Source organism: Streptomyces sp. 8N706, assembly GCF_052245415.1.
In the GTDB taxonomy this organism is placed as follows: domain Bacteria; phylum Actinomycetota; class Actinomycetes; order Streptomycetales; family Streptomycetaceae; genus Streptomyces.
The window spans coordinates 1-16,545 of record NZ_JBQQBW010000015.1; the positions used below are offsets into that span (position 1 = coordinate 1).

Consider the following 16,545-nt stretch of genomic DNA (forward strand, 5'->3'; position numbering starts at 1 on the left):
GCCACCTGGGCGCCACTCCCCAGGGCCGCGCTGTACGCCTCGGCGGCGGGCGCCAGCGCGTCGACCATCGTCTTGTCCCCGGGCGCGGAGTCGCCCAGCCGCCGCACCCCGGCGACCGCCGCGGCCAGCGCCTCGCCGAGCCCTTCAGCGCTGACGGGCTCGTCCTCCCCCAGCGCGCGGCCCGCCCGGCGCAGCACCGTGCCGTAGAGCGGTCCGGACGCGCCGCCGACCGTGTTGGTGAGATGGGTGCCGAACGCCTTCAGCAGCGCGCCCGGTGTGGTCGGCGGCTCGGCCGTCACGACCGCCAGGGCCGAGGTGAAGCCGCGTTTGAGATTGATGCCGTGGTCCGCGTCCCCGATGGGGGAGTCGAGCTCGGTGAGGTGGTTGGCCTCCGCGCTGATCACTTCGGTGGCACGGTGGAGCCAGCGGCGGAAGAACGCGGTGTCGAGGACAGCGGAGGCGGGGCCCGTCGGGACGGTCATGGGCTTGGGACTCCTCGGCTCGGAGCGGATGCGGGCGTACGGCCTGCGCAAGGGCATGGGCCGTTCGCCACCAGTCTGCTCCCGCGGCGTCCGATCAGCCCCCCATGGTGCGGATACCTTTCTCCGCGCGCCGGGGTGGTCGGCTGAACCGCGGGCGGTGCGGCGACATGCCAGTGCCGCGCCGGCCGTGGCCTGGCCGGTGGCGAGGTGACGTGGTGCGGTCGGCTGCAAAGGCGCCGGTCCGGCCTCTGGGTCCCCCGGCCGGAGGCCGGGGGAGGGCCTCCTCGGTCGGTCAACGCAGCTGGGTCCTCCCCCAACCTCCGGTCGGTGGGTAGCCGGGGGAGGCGGTGCCAGGGCGGCGAGCGGGGGGCAGCCTGGCAGGCGCCACCAGCGCCCAGTGGCCCTCTCCGCCCTCCCCGAACGTGCCAGAACGGGCCCGAACGCCCCCAAAAAAAGGTTGCCGGGCGTGGCCCGGAGGCGCCCGGCGTCCGGCGCGGAGCGTGCTTCGGGTGTGAGGTAACGGCCGGGGCGGGGAGTCGGCGGAATGTCGGCTCCCCGCCCCGGCTGCGGTTTTCGCGGCGGGGTCGGGGGCGCCCGGAGCCCGGCGCGGCTGGGTCCGCTGCGCGGCGCCCGTCCGCCCTGGGCGGGGCGGACGGGCGCCTTGTGGGGGGCGGGGCGGAGGCTCAGCTGATCGCCTTGATCAGCTCACCGTTCGTGGTGTCGCCGCTGAGCTCCCAGAAGAAGGTTCCGCCGAGGCCCTGCTGGTTCTTGTAGTTCATCTTTCCGGCGATGGTCGCCGGAGTGTCGTAGCTCCACCACTGGGAGCCGCAGTGGGCGTACGCGGTGCCGGCCACGGTGCCGTTCGACGGGCACCTGGTCTTCAGGACCTTGTAGTCCTCGATGCCCGCCTCATACGTGCCGGGAGCCGCGCCGGTGGCGGTTCCGCCGGGGGCGCTCCGCGTGACGCCGGTCCAGCCGCGGCCGTAGAAGCCGATGCCGAGCAGCAGCTTCGACGACGGGATGCCCAGCCCCTTGAGCTTGGTGATCGCGGCGTCGGTGTTGAAGCCCTGCTGCGGGATGCCGGAGTAGGAGGTGAGCGGAGAGTGCGGGGCGGTGGGGCCCTGTGCCGCCCAGGCGCCGAAGAAGTCGTAGGTCATCGGGTTGTACCAGTCGACGTACTGTGCTGCGCCCGCATAGTCGGCGGCGTCGATCTTGCCGCCCGAGGAGGCGTCGGCGGTGATCGCCGCGGTGACCAGGTTCCCGCCGCCGAAGCGGCTGCGCAGCGCCTGCATCAGGGTCTTGAAGGAGTCCCGGCCGCTGGTGTCGCAGCTCAGCCCGCAGGCGTTGGGGTATTCCCAGTCGATGTCGATGCCGTCGAAGACATCCGCCCACCGCGGGTCCTCGACCAGCTTGTAGCAGGAGTCGGCGAACGCGGCGGCGTTACGGGACGCCTCGCCGAATCCGCCGGACCAGGTCCAGCCGCCGAACGACCAGATCACCTTGAGGTTCGGGTGCAGCTTCTTGAGCTTGCGCAGCTGGTTGAAGTTGCCGCGCAGCGCCCCGCTGTCCCAGGTGTCGGCCTGGCCGTCCACGCTCGCGCCCGCGTCGTAGAACTTGTCGTAGTCCGCGTAGGCGTCGCCGATCTGGCACTTGCCGCCCGTGACATTGCCGAACGCGTAGTTGATGTGGGTGAGTTTGCCCGCGGAGCCGGAGGTCTCGATGTTCTTGACATGGTAATTGCGCTGGTAGACGCCCCAGTTGGTGAAGTAACCGATCACCTTGGAGCCTGCCGCGGCCTTGGGTGCGGCCTTCGTCGCGGCTGTCTTCGCGGCCTTCTCCGGGGCGGCGGACGGCTGGCCGGCGGCCGCGGGGCCCGCCAGCAGGGTGGCGGCGAGCACCGCGGCACAGGCGGCGGCGAGCGCCGCGAACAGGGCGCGTATACGGATGGGAGGACGGGTGGGTCTGAGCATGGTTCTCCTCGGTGTGGGGGAGGGCGGGGTGGGGTGCCGCGGCCTCGGGCCGAGTTGACATGGACGCGTAGAGCGATGGGGGAAACCCTAGGAGGACTAGACCAATAGGTCAATGGTTCGGACCAATTGTGGTTGCGGTGCGGATCCCTCCGGCCAACCGGTGACGGAGGGCTTCCGATCGGGCATACTCAACCCGCCACAGCCGCTGGTCAGTCCCCTTCGAGACCCGGAGAGGCAGGCTCGGCTCGGCAGTACGTCCGGCGGCGCCGCCACACCCTGAGCGGCCGACCGCCGCAGCGCCCGACAGGGAGGAGAGCGCCGCCATGACCGATCGCGCCGCACAGCCGGTGGAACGCCAACTGCCCACCGAGGAGGCCCGGGACCTGTTCGCGCTCGTACGCGAGCTGGCCCAGCGGGAGATCGCTCCGCACGCGGCCGAGGAGGAGGACGCGAGCCGCTTCCCCCGCGAGGTCTTCACCCTGCTCTCCGAGTCCGGCCTGCTCGCCCTCCCGTACGACGAGGAGTACGGCGGAGGCGCCCAGCCCTACGAGATCTATCTCCAGGTCCTCGAGGAGCTCGCCGCGGCCCGTCTGACGGTCGGCCTCGGCGTCAGCGTCCACACCCTTTCCTGCCACGCCGTTGCCGCCTTCGGCAGCAAGGAGCAGCGCGCCGAGCACCTCCCGGCCATGCTCGGCGGCGGCCTCCTCGGTGCGTACTGCCTCTCCGAGCCGGCGTCCGGCTCCGACGCGGCGTCCCTGCGCACCCGCGCCGTGCGGGACGGCGACACCTGGACCATCGACGGCACCAAGGCGTGGATCACCCACGGCGGCGTGGCGGACTTCTACACCGTTCTTGCGCGTACGGGCGGGGAGGGGGCCAAGGGCATCACCGCCTTCCTCGTCCCGGGCGACGCACCCGGGCTGTCCGCCGCCGCGCCCGAGCGCAAGATGGGCATGAAGGGCTCGCCCACCTCCCAGCTCCACTTCGACGGTGTGCGGGTCTCCGACGAGCGCCGGATCGGGGACGAGGGTCAGGGCTTCGCGGTTGCCCTCTCCGCCCTGGACTCCGGCCGTCTCGGTATCGCCGCCTGCGCGATCGGCGTGGCACAGGCCGCCCTCGACGAGGCACTGGTCTACACCGCGGACAGGCGGCAGTTCGGCCGTCCGATCGCCGACTTCCAGGGGCTGCGCTTCATGCTCGCGGACATGGCGACCCGGATCGAGGCCGGCCGCGCTCTCTATCTGGCGGCCGCGCGGCTGCGGGACGCGGGGAAGGCGTTCTCCAAAGAGGCCGCGATGGCCAAACTCTTCTGCACGGACGCCGCGATGCAGGTGACGACGGACGCGGTCCAACTCCTCGGCGGCTACGGCTACACCGCGGACTTTCCCGTCGAGCGGTTCATGCGCGAGGCGAAGGTTCTGCAGATCGTGGAGGGCACCAACCAGATCCAGCGCATGGTCGTGGCCCGCCACGTGATGGGCCCGGAGAGCCGGTAACCGTACGTCCGGGCGCGGGCAGCGCTCTTCCGACTCTCCGCCCCCGCACGGGGCGGAGAGTCACGGGTCGACGATGCCCTCGTCACGGGCGTGAGGGAACTCCCTGAGAGAAGCGGTGCGTTACGCGTCCTCCGGGGGTGACGTCCGGCCCCGAGTCACCGGCGGCCCGGCCGGCCGGCCGCATACGTGCCGGCGGACGGTCGTGCCGCCGTCCCGTCCGTCCGTGTCCGTACGGCGCACCGGGGCGAGGCCCTGAGAACGTTCATAAGACGATCGGCCACGGGGCGCAGGACGACCGGGCGCCCGCTTGCGAGCCGGCCCCGGCCTCTCCCGCCTCGGCGGCCGCATCTCGTCCGCTCGCGGACGGCATGGTGCGCCGCACCGGTCGGCAGGAGCCCGGACCGGCAGTTGACGGGCAGCGGTACGGAGGCGGGACGGACAGCCGCGCTACGGGATGCGGGCCACGGGCTGCGCGCTATGGCCGGGCCGACGCCTGCGCCGCGCGCAACGGCCGCGAACCCGGACCACCCACGTGGGAGAACGGCTGCCGACGCCAGTCCAGGCCCTCCGGCAGCGTCAGAAGCAGCGCCGCGTCCTGCTCCTGTGCGGCGAGCGACGCGTCGGCGGGCACCGTGTCGGCGACCCCGCGACCCGTACCGGGGCAGACCGTGAGGCCGAAGGGGTCCCACGGCGTCGGGCACAGCGCGTGCTCCGGCAGTACGTCCTCCTCGGCCAGCAGCGCGATCGCCCGTGCGCAGTCCGGGCAGATGACCCGGAATATCTCGTACGTGTCGTAGGCGCTGTCCTCGTCACCGTCGTCGGCCGTCTCGATGTCGTCCGGCTCGAGCTCCGAGCCGACGGACAGGGGCTGGGTGCGGTCGCTGTGACCGGGGCGCTTCAGGCTACGCATGGTTTTTCTCCCCCTCGGGTGAGCCGCCGAGGCACTGCGGCCTCGACCACAGCAAGCATTTCCCTGACGGCGTCGCAGGTAATCGCGACGCTCCCGCGGACACGGGTCGAAGTGTGTGTCCTTCCTCACATCTTCCGTGTAAATGCACCTCCGCGCCCGGCGTCCGCTGCGCCGTTCCGCCCTCCGGCGTGCTGCCCGGAGGCCATGGTGTCGTCCCGGTGGCGCCCAACTCCCGGCGCTGATCCCAAGGAAGCCCCGGGACCGGCGTCGCGGGGACACGAGGTCCACGATCACCCGTACGGAAGCAGCGGTGAACCGGCCATCAGCAGGCGACGGCGGCCGAGCGGAGGGCCGAGTCGCTGATCCGGGCGTTGCGGATGAGCGGATGGGACTGGGAGCGGATGGAGACAGCGACGCCCGCGCTGTCGATCACCTCCAGCCGGTCGAACTCCGCGGTCGACTCCCCGGCGAGCATGACGGCCGCGGCCGCATCCGCGCAGTCCCGTACGACCGCACGTACGAAGGAGGGGGAACCGGAGCCGCCACCCGGATCGCCGAGCCGGCGGCCGAGTTGAACGCGCAATCCTCGAACGTGCCGCGGGAGCGCTCCGCGACGACCAGTCCGTGGCTCTTCGTACGGGCCGTGGTGCCCCGTCGCAGCAGTGGGTCGGCGCCGGCGGACAGGGCGATGCCGGGACCGGCGGTGCCGGTGACCGTGACCTCTTCCACGACCGGTCTGGAGGCGCTGGTCAGGTGATACCCACCGAGGTGTCGTGGATGGCCGTCCGCACCACCTTGGTGGTGCTGTTCCCCTCCAGGGCGACCGCGGGCTTGTCGCTCCACCATGGATCTCGACCGGCCGTCGGCGGGCTGCCGGCCCGGACCGGGGCGCCGGCGGGACGTCCGGCCGGGTAACCTCTGCTGACTTCCCCGGGGGCGATGTTTCCGGAGGCCAGGTGTGCCAAGGGGGCCAGGGCGCTGTAGGTTCTTGCGTTGTGGAGGAACTGGACCGGCAGATTGTGGAATTGCTCGTCAAGGACGGGCGGATGAGCTACACCGACCTGGGCAAGGCCACCGGCCTGTCCACCTCGGCGGTGCATCAGCGTGTCCGCCGGCTGGAGCAGCGCGGGGTCATCCGCGGCTACGCCGCCGTGGTCGACCCGGAGGCCGTCGGTCTGCCGCTCACCGCCTTCATCTCGGTGAAGCCCTTCGACCCGAGCGCTCCCGACGACATCGCGGACCGGCTCGCCGACGTTCCCGAGATCGAGGCCTGTCACAGCGTTGCGGGCGATGAGAACTACATCCTCAAGGTCCGGGTCGCCACACCCCTGGAGCTCGAACACCTCCTCAGCCGTATCCGCTCCCAGTCCGGCGTCTCCACCCGCACCACGGTCGTGCTCTCCACCCCCTACGAAGCACGCCCGCCGCGCGTCTGACCCACCCCCACGCCTCAGCCCGGCCGCACGTCCGACCCCGCCGCAGCGTCCGGCCGGCTCCACCGTGTGTCCGACCCCGGCGGGGTGCCGGTCCGTGAACAGGGAGAGACTGGTTGTCATGAGCGAGAGCCCCGCGACCCAGGACGACGAACTCCGCACGGTGCTGCTGCGGGGAGGGACCGTCCACAGCCCCGCCGACCCCTTCGCCACAGCCATGGTCGTCGAGGGCGGCGCGGTCGCCTGGGTCGGTTCCGAGGGTGCGGCGGATGCCTTCGCCGACGGCGTCGACGAGATCGTCCACCTCGAAGGGGCGCTCGTCACGCCCGCCTTCACCGACGCACATGTCCACACCACCGCCACCGGACTCGCCCTCACCGGCCTCGACCTCTCCGGTGCCCGTACGGTCACGGAGGCGCTGGAGCGTGTCCGCGCGCACGCCGCCTCCCGCCCCGGGGACCGTGTCCTCCTCGGCCACGGCTGGGACTCCGCCCGGTGGGCCGAACAACGCCCCCCGTCCCGTGCCGAGTTGGACGCGGCCGTGGACGGGCGGCCCGCCTATCTCAGCCGCGTGGACGTGCACTCCGCGGTGGTGAGCAACGCTCTGCTCGACCTCGTGCCCGGGGCCGACGGCCTGCCCGGCTTCGATCCGGACGGGCCGCTCACCGGCGACGCCCACCACGCCGTACGCCGCGCCGCGCACGCCGCCCTCACCCCGGAGCAGCGCACCGACGCCCAGCGCGCCGCCCTGGAGCGTGCCGCCTCCCTCGGGATCGGCACCATCCATGAGTGCGGGGGCCCCGACATCTCCGGCGAGGACGACTTCCTCGGGCTGCTCGACCTCGCCGCGGCCGGGCCCGGCCCTCGTGTCCTGGGCTACTGGGCGCAGCGGGTCCACAGCGGCAAGGAAGCCGACCGGGTCCGTGAGCTCGGCGCTGTCGGAGCCGGTGGTGACCTCTTCGTCGACGGCTCCCTGGGCTCGCACACCGCTTTCCTCCACCAGGCGTACGCGGACGCGCTCCCCGGCCGCACGGGAGGGTCCGCCCCGCACACCGGCGCCCCCTATGTCGACGCCGCCGCCATCGCCTCGCATGTCGTCGCCTGCACCGAGGCCGGGCTCCAGGCGGGCTTCCACGCCATCGGCGACGCCGCGCTCGCCCTCGTCACCGAGGGGGTGCGGGGAGCCGCCGAGCTCCTGGGCCTCGGCCCGGTCCGTGCCGCCCGCCACCGGGTCGAGCATGCCGAGATGCTCACCCCCGAGACCATCGCCGACTTCGCCGAGCTGGGCCTGACCGCCTCGGTGCAGCCCGCCTTCGACGCCGCCTGGGGCGGAGAGGACGGGATGTACGCCCAGCGGCTCGGCCGCGAACGCGCCCGCACCCTCAATCCGTACGCGGCCCTGCTGCGCGCGGGGGTGCCGCTCGCCCTCGGCTCGGACAGCCCCGTCACCCCCCTCGACCCCTGGGGCACCATCCGCGCCGCCGCCTTCCACCGCACGCCCGAACACCGCATCTAGGTGCGCGCGGCCTTCACGGCCCACACCCGGGGCGGTTGGCGGGCCGTCGGGCGCGACGACGCGGGCGTCCTGGTCCCGGGCGCGCCGGCCGATTACGCGGTCTGGCGCGCGGGGGACCTGGTGGTCCAGGTACCCGACGAGCGAGTCGCCGGCTGGTCCACCGACCCGCGTTCGGGCACCCCCGGCCTGCCCGAGCTCACCCCGGACGGCGAGCTGCCGGTGTGTCTGCGGACCGTGGTCGGCGGACATACGGTCTACGCACGGCCGAACGAGTGACGTACCGGGGTGGCGCACTGTCCGAAGTCCCGGCCCCGGTCTGTCGCGTCACCTGCGGATCTTCCCCACTGACCTGCCGAATCGCGTAATCGCCGCAGGTCAAGCGGCTGTTGACAGAACGCGGGCGGCGGCCGGTAGGTTCGGCCGAGTCCACCAAGGGACGTCCGACCGGGGAATCTCCACGCAGTCGCCGAACGCCGCTGGGCATTGGGGCGGTGCGCCGCACGGTGCGCCGCCACTGGGAGCCAGGTCCAGCGCCCGCGCCACGGGGGCGAGGGAAGGTATCGGCCGGTCGGCAGGTGCGACCCGGGTGGGGCCCGGACGTTCAGTAGACAACGGCTCTCGGTCGACCCGCAGCCAGCGGGTCCCAGGTCGGCCCGAAGGGCGCCGGGCCCCGATCCGCAGTTGGTGTGCATCCGTACCCCCTCTGGTGTGCATCCGTACCCCCTCCGGCCGGGCCGGGCCGCTACGCCTGTCGCCACCCTCCGTCCGTTGCACCTGCCATGCCGGGACCGTATCCGCCGTCGGCGACGCCGGGACACGCTGCCCGTGCTCTCCCCGGGCGGCACCGGGTGCACCGGAGTTCCCAGGCCACCGGCACGAGCCCTTGGAGCCGGCCCGCGAGGACCGCCCGGAAGGGGGTTAAGCGGAGGGCAATCCTCCACCCTCTTGGGCAAACCCGGGCTCCATTACCCCCGGGCGGCGATGTACGGTCAGCTCACGACCGCACGACCTGCAGGAAGGCCGCGACCGTGCCATCGGGCCCCGACACCACCGCCGCCCACCCGACCGGAGGGGCGGCTTCCGGCCATCGCGAAACGGACGTCGCGGCACCGGAAGGCTCCGCCGACCGGGCGGAGCCCGGCCGCGCCACCGCTGATCCCGGTGATGCGACACCGGGGGCCGATGTGCCCGCCGACCAGCAGACCGCGGCGCCCCGGCCCGGGCGCTCGCGGCGCGCGTACCGGACGGCGCGGCGCGAGGCGCCGCGTACCGCCGCGGCCGTCGCGGCCGGGGCGGCGCTCGCCATCGCCTTCCCGCCGTACGGAATCTGGCCGCTGTCCGTGCTCGCCGTGGCCGCGCTGAGCCTCCTCACCCGCGGCCGCACCGCCCGGCAGGGCGCCTGGACCGGCTTCGCCTTCGGCCTGCCCTTCTTCTTCGTGCTGCTGCGCTGGCTCCATGTGATCGGCTACGACGCGGTGTTCGGCCTCTCCTTCATCGAGTCCCTCTTCCTCGCCGCACTGGGCGCGGGCCTGGCCGTCACCTCACGGCTCCCGCTGTGGCCGCTCTGGGCGGCCTGTCTGTGGGTCGCGGAGGAGTGGGCCCGGGACCGCACCCCGTTCGGCGGGTTCCCCTGGGGACGCCTGGCGTTCGCCAACACCGGCTCTCCGTTCACGCCGCTGGCCGCCCTGGGCGGCGCCCCGCTGGTCACCTTCGCCGTCGCCCTGAGCGGTACGCTGGCCGCCGCCACGGCTGTCGGCCTCCGGCGCCTGCGCCGCGCCCCGCGGACGGTACGCGCGGCACTGCCCGGAGCGGGGGCCGCGGCGCTCGCCATGGCCGTCGGCGCCGCAGGCTACGCCGTACCCGTCCCCACCGCCGGGGACGATCATGTGGACATCGCCATCGTCCAGGGCAATGTCCAGCAGCCCGGTATGCACTTCCTGGGCCGCCCCATGAAGATCCTCGACAACCATGCCGACGCCACGCTCGAGCTGGCGAAGGATGTGAAGGCCGGCCGCGCCGAGCGGCCCGACCTGGTCATCTGGCCGGAGAACTCCTCCGATCTCGACCCCTTCCAGTACCAGGAGGCGTACGACCGGATCGACCGGGCCGTCAAGGCGATCGGTGTGCCCGTCCTGGTCGGCGCGCTCGTCGACCACCCGGGCGAGGAGGGCTACGTCGAGAACCAGGGCATCGTCTGGGACCCCAGGACCGGCCCCGGGGCCTCCTACACCAAGCAGCACCCGGTGCCCTTCGGTGAGTACGTCCCCTTCCGCGACCAGCTCAGCAAGGTCATCACCCGGCTCCAGCGGGTCCCGCGCGACTTCTACCCGGGCGACCACACCGGCGTCCTGCGGACCGGCCCCGCCCGGCTCGGAGACGTGATCTGCTTCGAGGTCGCCTACGACGAGATCGTCCGCGACACGACCACCGACGGCGCCCGCGCCCTCGTCGTCCAGACCAACAACGCCACCTACGGCCGCACCGGCCAGCCCGAGCAGCAGCTCGCCATGTCCCAGCTGCGCGCCATCGAGCACGGCCGCGCCGTCGTCACCGCCGCCACGAGCGGCATCAGCGCCGTCGTCGCCCCCGACGGCACGATCCAGCAGCGGACCGCGGAATTCACCCGGGACGTGCTCACCGCACGCCTCCCCCTGCGTGATGACACGACCCTCGCCGACCGCGTCGGCGCAGGTCCGGAGTGGGCGCTCGCTATGGTGGGCCTTCTGTCCTGCGCCGCCGCAATCGTGCTCGGCCGGCGGGGACGTACGGACGGGAAGGGGCAGCAGTGAACGACCGTGGTGGGGCTCCGCGCGGAGGAACTCAGCGGACGTACGGACCGCTCGGTACCGCATTGGTGATCATCCCGACCTTCAACGAGGCGGAGAACATCAAGCCGATCGTCGCCCGGGTGCGCGCCGCCGTGCCGGACGCGCACATCCTCGTCGCGGACGACAACAGCCCCGACGGCACTGGCAAGCTCGCGGACGAGCTCGTGGCCGAGGACGACCAGGTCCATGTGCTGCACCGCAAGGGCAAGGAGGGGCTCGGCGCGGCCTATATCGCCGGTTTTCGCTGGGGCATCGAGCGTGGCTACGACGTCCTCGTCGAGATGGACGCCGACGGCTCGCACCAGCCCGAGGAGCTGCCCCGGCTGCTCACCGCCCTCAAGAGCGCGGACCTCGTCCTCGGCTCCCGGTGGGTGCCCGGCGGCCGCGTGGTCAACTGGCCCACGTCCCGTAAGTTCATCTCCCGCGGCGGCAGCATCTACTCCCGTGTGCTGCTCGACATGCCCATCCGCGACATCACCGGCGGCTTCCGGGCCTTCCGCAAGGAGACGCTGGAGAGCCTGGGCATGGACGCGGTCGCCTCCCAGGGGTACTGCTTCCAGGTGGACCTGGCCTGGCGCGCGGTGAAGGCAGGGTTCCATGTCGTCGAGGTGCCCATCACCTTCGTGGAGCGCGTCCACGGGGACAGCAAGATGAGCCGCGACATCTTCGTCGAGGCGCTGTGGCGGGTCACGGCCTGGGGCCTGGGCCACCGGGCCAACCGCCTCCTGGGGCGCAGGAACCGCTAGGCCCTGTCAGCCGCTTCCCGCCTGGCCCCGTCGTGCGGCGGATGACGCCATGGGTCGGACAGGACCTGGCGGCTGCCTCCCGGGGTGCACAGGTTCGCGGAGAGCGACCGCTCCTCGGGCACAGGTTCACCCAGCGGTCCGCGGGCCCGGACAGCGCGCTGGGCGGGGGGAACCACGGGAACACGGGAACCACACGAACAGGAACCACGGGAACACGGGAACCACGTCCGTACGGCGTTCAGGGCTTGGCCAGCAGGCTGTCGTCGAGGCGGTCGAGCAGTTCCGCAGGATCCTCGTAGACCTCCGCCGCGCCCGCGTCCAGCAGCTCCTGCCGGGAGATACCGCCGGAGAGCACCCCCAGACAGGGCACGCCCGCCCGCTCGCAGGCGGCCACGTCCCACACGCTGTCGCCCACGAAGACGACCCGCCCGGCGGACGGGCCGGCCCGGTCGAGCGCCTGGAGCACCAGGTCCGGGGCGGGCTTGCTCGCGTCCACATCATCGGCGCTCGTCACCCCGCTCACCGCGTCCTCGGCCCCCAGCGCACGGCGCATCGCCTCCAGCTCATCACGGTGGGCCGAGCTGGCCAGGACGACGGTCCAGCCCCGGTCGGCGCAGGCCCGCAGCAGATCCGCGGCACCGTCCAGCGGGGCCAGCCGCGTCCAGTACTCGGCGTACAGGGTGCGGTGTCCGGCGCTGATGCGTTCGCCCTCACCGGGGTCGTGGTCCTCCCCGATCAGATGGGGGACCAGATGGTCGCTCCCCATGCCGATGGCGCGGTGACTACGGCTCATCGGCACCCGGTGGCCCGCCTGCCGGATCGCCTCCCACCAGGTCACGGTGTGCAGATAGGTGGTGTCCACCAAGGTGCCGTCCACATCGAACAGCACGGCACCCCGCTTCCCGTCGCGGCTCATGATGTTCCTCCTTCGAGCCCCCGGTGCCTTCCGCCCACGGGTACCACGACCGGCTTTGCGGCATGTTTCCGTTGGGGGCGTAGGGGCATCCGGGGCTTATGGTGCAAATCGGCTACACGATGATGACCGAGCAGGCGGGTCCGCGCGAACTGGTGGATCACGTTGTCCGCGCCGAGGAAGCCGGATTCGACTTCTCCGTCACCTCCGACCACTACTTCCCGTGGCTGGACTCGCAGGGGCACTCGCCCTACGCGTGGAGCGTGCTGGGCGCCGCCGCGCACGCCACGTCCCGTATTCCCTTGATGACGTATGTCACCTGCCCGACGATCCGCTACCACCCCGCCGTCATCGCCCAGAAGGCGGCGACGCTCCACCTGCTGTCCGAGGGACGCTTCCGGCTCGGCCTCGGCTCCGGGGAGAACCTCAACGAGCATGTGGTGGGCGGCGGCTGGCCTTCGGTCGACGTACGGCACGAGATGCTCGAAGAGGCGGTGGACATCATCCGCGCCCTCTTCGCCGGCGGCCATGTCAACCACCGTGGCACCCACTTCGACGTGGAGTCCGCCAAGCTCTGGGACCTGCCCGCTCAGCCCCCGCCCATCGGTATCGCGGTGTCGGGGGAGCGCTCCTGCGCGCTCGCCGGACGCCGCGCCGACCTCGTGATCGCCGCCGAACCGAAGGCGGAGCTGCTGGACTCCTTCTCCCGGCACGGCGGAGAGGGGAAGCCCCGGGTGGGACAGCTGCCCGTCTGCTTCGACCGGGACCGCGATGCCGCCGTGCGCCGGGCCCATGACCAGTTCCGCTGGTTCGGCGGCGGCTGGAAGGTCAACTCCGAGCTGCCCGGTCCGGCCTCCTTCGCCTCCGCCACCCAGTTCGTACGGCCCGACGACGTCGCCGCGGCGATCCCCTGTGGTGACGATCCCGAGGACTTCGTCGAGGCCGTACGTCCGTACGTGGAGGCGGGGTTCACCGAGGTGGCGCTCGTGCAGGTCGGCGGCGACACTCAGCCCGCCTTCCTGGAATGGGCGCACAAGACCCTCCTGCCGGAGTTCCGCGCGGCATGGTGAGGACGGGGGAGGGTACCTGTCAGCACGCGTAACGGAGGTGTTCCCCATGCCCGATCCGCGGATCAAGGACGAGAAGCCCTACCAGGCCCTGCGCCGCGAAGGCGCGAGCAAGGAGAAGGCCGCCAGAATCGCCAACGACTCCCGCGGATCGCGCGGGGGCGACGGGGCGTAAGGGCGGCAAGGCCGGTCAGTACGAGGACCGGACGAGGGAGGACCTGTACCGCGAGGCCAGGACGGTGGGCATCGAGGGCAGGGCCGGCATGTCCAGGACCAGCTGATCTCGGAGCTCCGCAACCGCTGAGCGGGCCGCCACGGGGCGCGAACCTGAGCCCGCCGCCACGGAACCGACGGGCACGGGCCTGGCCATGTGCCCGGGCCGTGGCGTGGTCGCGGCCGGGCCGGGGGCGGGGGCGCCGGGCCCGCGCGTGCCGCGCGGTGAGCGCTCAGTCCGTCGGTTCGTCCGGGGCGGGCTCCTCCGGGTTCACGCCCTCGGGCTGGGGTGTCCCCCGCGGCCCGGTGCCCGCCTCGTCGGTGTCCGGCACCGCCTCGTTCTCCTCCTCGGGGGACGGCTCGTCGGCGTCCCAGTGGTCGGGCGTCTCCGGGGCGCCTGCCTGCTGGTCCGGCAAGTCCCGGGGAATGCCTCCGCCGTGCTCCTCGGGTGCTTCCGTCGGTCGTTCGCTCATGACCCCATCCTCACTCGCATACGGGGATCCTGCCGGGCTCTGCTGCCGCCGCGACGAGTGGTCGCCCGCCCCGTACGGCACCTCCTCCGGCCTGCGCCGGGGGACACGCCGCCGCCGTGTGCTGCGCCGCACCGGACGCCACGACCTCCCCCGTACACCGTCCACGGCCCCGGCACTCGCGGGTACCCGGCGCCCGGGAGCGCATGCCGGGAGCGGAAGGAAAGATCGTCATGGAACTCGCCGTCGTCCTGGACTGTGCGCACCCGCGGAGTCTTGCCGCTTTCTGGACCGAGGCGCTCGGCTATCGCGTCGTCAGCACCCATCCGCCGTTCGTCCGCCTCACCGATCCGGGTCGTCGCGGCCCCGAGGTGCTGTTGCAGCAGGTGCCCGAGCAGAAGGTCGGCAAGAACCGGATGCACCTCGATCTGCGGGTGCCCGAGATCGGGCCCGAGCTCAGCAGGCTCCGTGAGCTCGGGGCGAGAGTGCTGCGCGAGCCGTTCGATGACCGCGGCTGGCTCACCGCGGTGCTCGCCGATCCGGAGGGCAACGAGTTCTGCCTGATCGTCCCGGTCGTCTGATGACGCCGGGCGAGGCCGTCCACCGCGCCGGTCCCGCGGCCGTCCGGGCCACGGGGGCGGCGATGTGCCCCGCCTGCGGACAGAACGCGAGGCAGCGACCGGGGCGGCCGAGCGGATACGGTCCGGCCGCCTACGCCCGGCAGGGCGAGGCGGGCCGCCGGCACTGACGGCAGCAGGTCGAGCGTTCCGTCCCGCAGCTCCCCCTCGGGACGTCACCGGGCAGGCGGCGGCTTGTCAGCGCCGGGCCCGGCTGCGCGCTCGTGCGGTACGGCGTCGCAGCGTGCGCCGCTCGTTCTCGTCGAGGCCACCCCAGACGCCGGAGTCCTGGTTGTTCCGCAGCGCCCACTCCAGGCACTGCTCGGTGACCGGGCAGTGTTCGCACACGGACTTCGCCTCCTGTGCCTGGAGCGCGGCGGGGCCCGAGGTACCGATGGGGAAGAAGAGTTCCGGGTCCTCGTCGCGGCAGGCAGCGCTCTGACGCCAGTTCATGGGGTCAACTCCGTTTCCGCGCCCGTCGGGGGCGCATGGTTGCCGGTCCGGCTCGCGTACCCGGGAGGGCGCCCGCAATGCACGGGCCCGGCGAATGCGCCGCCCCGGCGCTCCGATTCCGCCACCTGCCCAGGCACACTGGGAACCATGACGACCGGCACTCCGCACCAGCATCCGCCGCAGGGCGGTCGGCGCACCCGCCCGAAGCGCTCGCTCGCCCGCACCGTCCTGCCACTGGCTGTCGCCGCCTGGCTGCTGCTGGAGATCTGGCTGCTGATCGTCGTGGCCGACGCTTTCGGCGGGCTCACGGTGCTGCTGCTGCTCGTGGCCGGTGTGGTCCTCGGCGGCTATGTGATCAAGCGGGCCGGCCGCCGGGCCTGGCGCGGGTTCACCGCGAACCTTCAGCGGGCCCAGGCGGCGCAGGCCGGAGGGCAGCCCGGGGACGGGCCGGGGACCGATGACGAGAGCAGCGGAAACACCCTGCCCATGCTGGGCGGGCTGCTGCTGATGATGCCGGGGCTGATCTCCGACGCGCTCGGCCTGCTCTGTATCTTCCCCCCGACGAGGACGCTGTTGCACCGGACGATGGAGCGGTCGCTGTCCCGCCGTATGCGATCGGCGAGGGTCGGCACGCTCGGCGACGCCTTCCAGCAGTCGCGCATCCACCGCCCCGACGGCAAGATCGTCCAGGGCGAGGTCATCCGTGAGGACCGCACCGGTGCTGAACGGCGCGACGAGGACGATCCGCGCCCGCCGCTCACGCACTGACCGGGCGCCCTCACGCAGGGGGGCCGGGCTGAAGGGGCGGGCGGGCCGGGCAGGCACCCACACAGAGGCGCGGCCCGTGGGAAACACGCAGAGGCGCGGCCCGTGGGAAACACGCAGAGGCCGCGGCCCGTGGGAAACACGCAGAGGCGCGGCCCGTGGGAAACACGCAGAGGCCGCGGCCCGTGGGAAACCGGAGGGTGTCCCACGGACCGCGGCCTCGCGCTGCGTCGGCGCGTGCGCCTCGGCGCTACGCGGACTTGCGGTTGTCCCGCGGATGCACGGCGATGTTCATGGCTCCGGAGCGGAGGACGGCCAGCCTCTCGGCCAGCACCTCCTCGAGCTCCTCGCGGGTGCGCCGCTCCATGAGCATGTCCCAGTGCGTACGCGCGGGCTTGCCCTTCTTCTCCTCAGGGCCCTCGCCATCCACCAGGAGTGCCTGGGCGCCGCAGGCCCTGCACTCCCACTCCGGCGGAATTTCCGCCTCTACCGAGAACGGCATCTCGAATCGATGGCCGTTCGGGCATGCGTACTCCACCGCCTGGCGCGGGGCCAGATCGATGCCGCGGTCGGTCTCGTAGCTGGTAACCACGAGTCGCGTGCCGCGGAGAGCTCGCTCACTCATGAATCGTGCCTCCCGGGCTTGTAGCCCACAGGACAGGTGTC

At 72.6% G+C, this 16,545-nt stretch carries 17 protein-coding genes and 1 pseudogene; 9 read left to right on the forward strand and 9 right to left on the reverse strand.

Going from position 1 to position 16,545, the window contains the following annotated elements; translation table 11 throughout:
* The coding region (dhaL, locus tag ACTWQE_RS08515; RefSeq protein ID WP_443328216.1) for a dihydroxyacetone kinase subunit DhaL at window positions 1-482 on the reverse strand (482 nt) is incomplete at its 3' end.
* A gap of 683 nt (window positions 483-1,165) precedes the next feature.
* Entirely contained in the window at window positions 1,166-2,452 is a 1,287-nt protein-coding gene (locus ACTWQE_RS08520) for a glycoside hydrolase family 18 protein (RefSeq protein ID WP_443328217.1), read from the reverse strand.
* Window positions 2,453-2,775: 323 nt separating this feature from the next.
* Here ACTWQE_RS08520 and ACTWQE_RS08525 point away from each other — a divergent pair, with 323 nt between their 5' ends.
* Entirely contained in the window at window positions 2,776-3,948 is a 1,173-nt protein-coding gene (locus ACTWQE_RS08525) for an acyl-CoA dehydrogenase family protein (protein WP_443328218.1), read from the forward strand.
* A 475-nt stretch (window positions 3,949-4,423) separates the two neighbouring features.
* Here the strand turns inward: ACTWQE_RS08525 and ACTWQE_RS08530 are convergent, their stop codons facing one another.
* The 3 genes from ACTWQE_RS08530 to ACTWQE_RS08540 form a co-directional block, all read right to left on the reverse strand.
* Window positions 4,424-4,858: a hypothetical protein gene (locus ACTWQE_RS08530; RefSeq protein ID WP_443328219.1), complete on the reverse strand. Its 435-nt coding sequence runs from the start codon at window positions 4,856-4,858 to the stop codon at window positions 4,424-4,426.
* Window positions 4,859-5,180: 322 nt separating this feature from the next.
* Complete coding sequence (locus tag ACTWQE_RS08535) at window positions 5,181-5,441, reverse strand: hypothetical protein (protein ID WP_443328220.1); 261 nt, start codon at window positions 5,439-5,441, stop codon at window positions 5,181-5,183.
* Between the two features lie 166 nt (window positions 5,442-5,607).
* Window positions 5,608-5,823 carry a hypothetical protein gene (locus ACTWQE_RS08540; protein ID WP_443328221.1) on the reverse strand — a complete coding sequence of 72 codons (216 nt, stop codon included), beginning with the start codon at window positions 5,821-5,823 and terminating at the stop codon, window positions 5,608-5,610.
* Between the two features lie 30 nt (window positions 5,824-5,853).
* Between ACTWQE_RS08540 and ACTWQE_RS08545 the strand changes: the two genes are divergently transcribed.
* The 4 genes and pseudogenes from ACTWQE_RS08545 to ACTWQE_RS08560 all read left to right on the forward strand — a co-directional run bounded on the left by ACTWQE_RS08545 (window position 5,854) and on the right by ACTWQE_RS08560 (window position 11,381).
* Window positions 5,854-6,294 carry an Lrp/AsnC family transcriptional regulator gene (locus ACTWQE_RS08545; RefSeq protein WP_443328222.1) on the forward strand — a complete coding sequence of 147 codons (441 nt, stop codon included), beginning with the start codon at window positions 5,854-5,856 and terminating at the stop codon, window positions 6,292-6,294.
* A 118-nt stretch (window positions 6,295-6,412) separates the two neighbouring features.
* Window positions 6,413-8,083, forward strand: a pseudogene (locus ACTWQE_RS08550) (amidohydrolase).
* A 752-nt stretch (window positions 8,084-8,835) separates the two neighbouring features.
* The gene (gene lnt, locus ACTWQE_RS08555; RefSeq protein ID WP_443328223.1) at window positions 8,836-10,596 is read left to right on the forward strand and encodes an apolipoprotein N-acyltransferase; all 1,761 of its coding nucleotides are present in this window, start codon (window positions 8,836-8,838) and stop codon (window positions 10,594-10,596) included.
* Window positions 10,593-11,381: a polyprenol monophosphomannose synthase gene (locus ACTWQE_RS08560; protein ID WP_443328224.1), complete on the forward strand. Its 789-nt coding sequence runs from the start codon at window positions 10,593-10,595 to the stop codon at window positions 11,379-11,381. The genes lnt and ACTWQE_RS08560 overlap by 4 nt, the downstream gene beginning before the upstream one ends.
* A gap of 238 nt (window positions 11,382-11,619) precedes the next feature.
* Here ACTWQE_RS08560 and ACTWQE_RS08565 read toward each other — a convergent pair whose 3' ends face one another.
* A complete protein-coding gene (locus ACTWQE_RS08565; RefSeq protein WP_443328225.1) occupies window positions 11,620-12,297 on the reverse strand; it encodes an HAD family hydrolase in 678 nt (225 codons plus the stop codon).
* 98 nt (window positions 12,298-12,395) lie between these two features.
* On the opposite strand from ACTWQE_RS08565, the gene ACTWQE_RS08570 reads away from it, so the two are divergent.
* Window positions 12,396-13,364 carry an LLM class F420-dependent oxidoreductase gene (locus ACTWQE_RS08570; protein WP_443328226.1) on the forward strand — a complete coding sequence of 323 codons (969 nt, stop codon included), beginning with the start codon at window positions 12,396-12,398 and terminating at the stop codon, window positions 13,362-13,364.
* A 46-nt stretch (window positions 13,365-13,410) separates the two neighbouring features.
* Entirely contained in the window at window positions 13,411-13,536 is a 126-nt protein-coding gene (locus tag ACTWQE_RS08575) for a DUF7218 family protein (protein ID WP_443328227.1), read from the forward strand.
* Between the two features lie 271 nt (window positions 13,537-13,807).
* Here ACTWQE_RS08575 and ACTWQE_RS08580 read toward each other — a convergent pair whose 3' ends face one another.
* Window positions 13,808-14,047, reverse strand: coding sequence for a hypothetical protein (locus tag ACTWQE_RS08580; RefSeq protein ID WP_443328228.1), 240 nt, complete (start codon window positions 14,045-14,047; stop codon window positions 13,808-13,810).
* 203 nt (window positions 14,048-14,250) lie between these two features.
* Here ACTWQE_RS08580 and ACTWQE_RS08585 point away from each other — a divergent pair, with 203 nt between their 5' ends.
* A complete protein-coding gene (locus ACTWQE_RS08585; protein WP_443328229.1) occupies window positions 14,251-14,625 on the forward strand; it encodes a VOC family protein in 375 nt (124 codons plus the stop codon).
* 234 nt (window positions 14,626-14,859) lie between these two features.
* On the opposite strand, the gene ACTWQE_RS08590 is transcribed toward ACTWQE_RS08585, so the two are convergent.
* Complete coding sequence (locus ACTWQE_RS08590) at window positions 14,860-15,114, reverse strand: WhiB family transcriptional regulator (RefSeq protein ID WP_443328230.1); 255 nt, start codon at window positions 15,112-15,114, stop codon at window positions 14,860-14,862.
* A gap of 147 nt (window positions 15,115-15,261) precedes the next feature.
* On the opposite strand from ACTWQE_RS08590, the gene fxsA reads away from it, so the two are divergent.
* A complete protein-coding gene (fxsA, locus tag ACTWQE_RS08595) occupies window positions 15,262-15,882 on the forward strand; it encodes an FxsA family membrane protein (protein ID WP_443328231.1) in 621 nt (206 codons plus the stop codon).
* A gap of 247 nt (window positions 15,883-16,129) precedes the next feature.
* Here the strand turns inward: fxsA and ACTWQE_RS08600 are convergent, their stop codons facing one another.
* The gene (locus ACTWQE_RS08600; protein ID WP_055472566.1) at window positions 16,130-16,504 is read right to left on the reverse strand and encodes an RNA polymerase-binding protein RbpA; all 375 of its coding nucleotides are present in this window, start codon (window positions 16,502-16,504) and stop codon (window positions 16,130-16,132) included.
* Window positions 16,505-16,545 lie beyond the last annotated feature (41 nt).